This is a genomic window from Geobacillus sp. WSUCF-018B (assembly GCF_002809985.1).
GTDB classification, from domain to species: domain Bacteria; phylum Bacillota; class Bacilli; order Bacillales; family Anoxybacillaceae; genus Geobacillus; species Geobacillus thermophilus.
Window position 1 is genome coordinate 1 of sequence record NZ_PIJF01000096.1, and the last position, 3575, is coordinate 3575.

The 3575-nt window shown below is 51.5% G+C and carries 3 protein-coding genes and 1 pseudogene; all 4 read right to left on the reverse strand.

Going from position 1 to position 3575, the window contains the following annotated elements; translation table 11 throughout:
- Positions 1 to 167: 167 nt before the first annotated feature.
- Positions 168 to 782 carry a PH domain-containing protein gene (locus CV944_RS16405; protein ID WP_033010549.1) on the reverse strand — a complete coding sequence of 205 codons (615 nt, stop codon included), beginning with the start codon at positions 780 to 782 and terminating at the stop codon, positions 168 to 170.
- A 70-nt stretch (positions 783 to 852) separates the two neighbouring features.
- Positions 853 to 1572, reverse strand: coding sequence for a DUF7916 family protein (locus tag CV944_RS16410; protein ID WP_100660174.1), 720 nt, complete (start codon positions 1570 to 1572; stop codon positions 853 to 855).
- A 181-nt stretch (positions 1573 to 1753) separates the two neighbouring features.
- The gene (locus CV944_RS16415) at positions 1754 to 2809 is read right to left on the reverse strand and encodes an RNA-guided endonuclease TnpB family protein (protein WP_015375302.1); all 1056 of its coding nucleotides are present in this window, start codon (positions 2807 to 2809) and stop codon (positions 1754 to 1756) included.
- A gap of 65 nt (positions 2810 to 2874) precedes the next feature.
- Positions 2875 to 3575 (reverse strand): annotated as a pseudogene (locus tag CV944_RS16420) (IS982 family transposase); the annotation flags it as partial.

The window sequence follows — 3575 nt, forward strand, 5'->3', positions numbered from 1 at the left end:
TTTCCGATTGTTCGATTCTGTTTTCCTTCATAACAAGTCATTTTGATAGAATGCGGTGGGCGCTCTACTGGATGTAAAACAAAGTTTCAACTTATATAGCACCACGGGTTAAGGAAAGATACCTCGCCTCTGGCACGGCGTCTTTCCCCGATACAACCTTCATCTCGTCACTGTTGAATATATTTGTCAAACACAAAGCCGAAATCCTTCACCGTATAGTTCTTTTTCGCTTCCGTCAGCCAGCGAAAAGCGTATTCATTCACGGCTTGAAAATCCGCCGACACATTGGCGCCGTCACCGCGCATGTTGGCCAACACCTTGGCCGCCAGTTCCAAACTCCGCTCCGCATAGTTGAACTTCGTTTCGTTTTCATGGCAAATGTCCGCGATCGCCAGCAGCGATTTATACAAATCTTTCAGTTCCTCAATATGCTTTTTATGCACATCAATGGAGTAGGAATGCGGTCCAATTTTAAATTTAATTTCCGCATCCAAATCGACCGTCCCGGCCGTTTCGAGCGATACGTCGGAAATCGGATGCTTGTAGTAATCGTAGCGGCGCAGCGTCCGTTTTTTGCTCGCGGCGCTCGTGCCGTCCAAATGAATGAGCGCGCGGTTGGTGAAGCAATACTCATCCGATTTTGATTTGATAAGAAAATAGATTTTCTCCCCATCCTCGTGCATCACATAATCATCGGCATCGACTTTGTCATAGTCTTTCGGCTGAATGACCGCACCGATGTCGCTTAACCCAAGCACATCGGCGGCGACTTTTCCAAACATGCTCATGTTCCTCCGGCTCCTTCCACGTTTTATCGGCGCCCGCCTATTGGCGGATGAACGGCGTTTTGCCTTAACAAGGCGCCGTACCCTCATTCTGTAATACGCCGCGATCGAAAAAATGTTTCATCGTCGGCAAATCCGCCCCAAACGCCGTGGCCAGTTCGGCGTTGGTGACCGCCGGATACAGCGGCGCAAATTCCCCGACGACTTCCGCGACGATCACCCTGCCTTCTGACGCTTGAATCGATTGTTTTAACACATGGTGCAATCCGACTGGAATGAGCAGCCGGTTGAGGAACCCGAAAATGCCGACGCCAACCGCCCCGGCGCCGACGATCCAATGGCCGACCGCGTTGATGCCGTCTTGAATCGGCGGCCATACATAGCCAAAAATCAAGGCAAGCACGAGCATGACAAGCGATGTCACGATCGGCACAAACCGCCGTCCGCCGAAGAAGCCTAGCCAGTCGGGCAACTTGATATCATGGTAACGGTTGTATAAAAGCCCGGCGATCACTCCGGAGATGATGCCGCCTAATACGGACATATTGATGTCCTTATCAATCGCGGCGGCCCCTTTTGTCAAGACAAAGTAGCCGATCGCCCCAGCAAGCGCCGCCGCGCCGTTGCCGTCTTTCGCAAAACCGATCGCCACGCCGATGGCGAAAATCAACGCTAAGTTGGAAAATACCGCATCGCCTGCGGCGGCGATAAACGGAATATTCAATAAATCAGGCTGGCCAAGCCGAAGCAGCAATCCCGCCGCCGGCAATACGGCAATCGGCAGCATTAACGCTTTTCCTAGCCGCTTTGACACTCCACACGGCTAAAGCCGTGGGATTCTTGGGTCGTTCGCGTCCTCCTCCATTTCTGGTTCGGACAACGCCCAAGTTTAGGGGTGTGTCATCACCCCGTCCCATCGGGTTAGAGTGTACCCCGATGGGCGGCGCACCTGTGACCAGTGCGCTAGGTTAGGAGGCGAAGCCCGAAATCGCTTTGGCGATGTTGATGGCGCCATTCAAGTCGGCGTGGAGAGTGTATCCACACCTTTGGCATCGGAAGCAGATGCCGTTTCGGTTCGCTTTCTCTCGATGTCCACATTTACACGTTTGGCTCGTATAAGTTGGATTCACCCACTCCACCCGAATGCCTGCCATTTCGGCCTTATAGGCAATCATCGTTTGTAGTTGGTGAAATGCCCAAGAATGAAGGCTTCGTCCTGCTTCTTTAGCCGATGTTGCCCGTTTCCGAATGCCTGTCAAATCTTCCATCCGAATCACGCCAACACCGTTGGCGAGCGCAACATTCACGATTTGACGGCTGATTTTGTGATTTTGATCCTTCATCCAGCGGGACTCTTTGCGGCCGATTTTGCGAATCATCTGGAGCTTCTTGGCTTTGCCCAACGTTCGCCGCAAAGCCGCATAGCGTCGGCGCACAAAGGCGCATTGGTTCCCTTTGAAAAACCACGATTTCGTTCCCACGCTGGCCACGGCGATATAGCGAAGCCCTAAATCAACTCCCATCACCTTTGTTTCGTGTCGCGGTTCCACTTCAAATGTGACCGCAACAGCCAAGTACCATTTCTTTCTCTTTTTGTAGAGCTTGGCGGCCCCTTGTTTGACGGTTCCGTCCAGCAGCCGATTCAGCCACGCTTCTTGGTAGGGGCGCGCAACCACTGGCACGCCAATTCGCTTCTCCAGTGTGGGGAAGGAAACCGTGTAGAACGCTCCTTTCTTTTCCACCTTTACGTTTTGATTGTTAAAGCAACACCATAACGTTTGAAAATTATGTGTTTTCTGATTTTTCTTTTGGGACTTCACTTCTCGAATCGTCTGATTGACGACGGCGGAAGGAAACCGCTGCGACGAAAACTCTTTAAATAGTTTGCTCGTTGCTTGATTCAGCTCGGGATGATTCAACAGCCAATTCGCAAACGCGGTATTCACTTTTGTCATCCGTTCATACATGTCTTGTTTGGTTTTCGTCGGCTTGTGCAGTTCCAGCCTTAGTGTGATCGTCGGCATGGATTCACCTCCTCGTAGCGATTACAGGATACCATTTTTTTATAACCCATGGTGCTAGTTGAGCGTCAGCGCTCAACTAGCCCTAGTGTGACCAGGGAATACGCCAATAAGATGCCATCGAGTGCCACTTCAAACCCGGCAATGGAATTCGCTCGAATGTCGGTGATCCGGTATTGGTCTACGAGAATCGAAAACACTGTCTCGATGACTTTGCGTTTTTTTCGGATCCATTCTTCCCATGCTTTGGATGGGCCGTGCTTTTGATTGTGTCGAGACGGTGTCCAGAACGTAGCTTGGTGTTCTTCGTACAGCTTTTCTCGAAGAGCGCGGCTGATGTATCCTTTGTCCCCAAAGTTGTAGGGATGAGGGATTGGAGTCATCACCGTTTCAGCGGCTTTGACGTCGTGGTAGGACGCTTCCGTCACGACATAGCCCATGGCCAGCCCTTGATTGGTCACTTGAAGGTGCAGCTTGAAACCGTAGTACCATTGCGTTTTGGAAGCACAATACCCCATATCCGCGATCCCTCGAAATCGCTTGACGCGCTGCATTCTCGCGGGATGGCACAATGGAAGAGGCAAACTGTCGACAATGTCTAGCATGGTGTTGGCCACGTTTCGCCAGTTCATGACGAATCCATTTGACCGCGAAACCAAGCGCCCGGCAGCGGCGGTTGTATCGGGAGCGTTCAAGAAACGAGCCGTTTGTGAACAAATTTCCCGTGACAAAACGATGCCATGCCCGTTCGGATGTAAAACCGAGCAGC